2 protein-coding genes and 1 pseudogene are annotated in these 1,288 nt (G+C 72.3%); all 3 read left to right on the forward strand.

Features of this window, described 5'->3' with window-relative positions:
* Positions 1–95: 95 nt before the first annotated feature.
* Positions 96–428: pseudogene (locus tag ACFV6H_RS16295) on the forward strand (IS630 family transposase); the annotation flags it as partial.
* 11 nt (positions 429–439) lie between these two features.
* Positions 440–1,039 carry a DUF2087 domain-containing protein gene (locus tag ACFV6H_RS16300; RefSeq protein ID WP_385542153.1) on the forward strand — a complete coding sequence of 200 codons (600 nt, stop codon included), beginning with the start codon at positions 440–442 and terminating at the stop codon, positions 1,037–1,039.
* A gap of 19 nt (positions 1,040–1,058) precedes the next feature.
* The gene (locus ACFV6H_RS16305; protein ID WP_385542155.1) at positions 1,059–1,193 is read left to right on the forward strand and encodes a hypothetical protein; all 135 of its coding nucleotides are present in this window, start codon (positions 1,059–1,061) and stop codon (positions 1,191–1,193) included.
* The last annotated feature ends 95 nt before the right edge of the window (positions 1,194–1,288 follow it).

The following is a 1,288-nucleotide window of genomic DNA, read 5'->3' on the forward strand; positions in this document are numbered from 1 at the left end:
CAGTTGCACTCGCGTCACTCAAGACGGTCTACCGGTCCAGGCTCCACCACAAGGGCAAATCCCGCAGATTGATCACGACCCGATACGCGGCCTAGTCGGCCATCACGCGGATCTGGCGGACCTTCGGCCTGAAGCCGCATCTGGTCGACACCTTCAGGCTCTCGAAGGATCCGCAGTTCATTGAGAAGGTCCGCGATGCCGTCGGCCTGTATGTCGCTCCGCCCGAGCACGCGCTGGTGCTGTGTGTGGACGAGAAGTCGCAGATCCAGGCGCTGGACCGGTCGGCTCCGGTACTGCCGGTGATGCCGGGCATGCCCGAGCGGCGCACCCACGACTACGTGCGCGGCGGCGTCGCCACACGCTTTGCGGCGCTGAACACCGCCACCGGTGGGGTGATCGGGCAGATCCACCGTCGGCACCTGGCCGTGGGTCCACCAACATGTCCGAACCGACCGACACGTCCGGCCCGGGCGACGCGCCGGACGTCCAAGGCGCGCCCGAGGCCCCGGGCCCGGCCGGGCCCGGCGAGCGCCCGCCGTCCTGTCGCGATCTGGTCGGCCTGCTCGCCCAGAACGACCGGAGGTCGGCGTACGCGGCCCTCGTGCTCGGCGCCACCACCCTGGAGCAGGTCGCGGAGCGCACCGGGCTGCGCCCGGCCGCCGCGGCGATGGCCCTCCAGAAGCTGGCGGAGGGCCGGATCGCCCGCCACGACACGGAGCGGCGCACGTACGCGCTCCTCGACGACACCTTCCGTCTCGCAGTGCGCGAGGAGGTACGGCTGACCGGCCGGGGCGGCGGGGACGGCGCGGGCGCGTACTTCCGCAAGGGCCGACTGACCTCGATCCCCGGCAACGCGCAGGTGCGGAACCGGGTGTTGACGGTCGTCGTGGACTCCTTCGAGAAGGGCGTCATCTATGCGGAGTCCAAGGTGGACGCCGTCTGCGGCGGCTGGTTCGAGGACTGGGTCAGCCTGCGGCGCGCGCTGGTCGACGAGGGCCTACTGCGCAGGGACGCCGCTGCCCGCTACGAGCGGGTCTAGCGGTGCCGGTGCCTTTGCCATGACCGTCATCTGCGTCGGCGAGCCGCACGAACCCAGGGATGTGGTGGCCGAGTCGGCCGTGGACGGGCGGAGCGCGGTCCTGAACGTAGGGCTGGGCCCGGCCGCGTCGGCCCCGGCGTCGACGCGGACCTGACCACCCTCGGCGTCCCGGAAGCGCGGGGCGGGGGGGGGGGGGGCGCGCGCGCGCCCGGCGCCCCCGCGGGCCGCCGGACGAGGTGAAAAAAAAAA

The sequence above is a fragment of the Streptomyces sp. NPDC059743 genome (genome assembly GCF_042732975.1).
Taxonomy (GTDB): domain Bacteria; phylum Actinomycetota; class Actinomycetes; order Streptomycetales; family Streptomycetaceae; genus Streptomyces.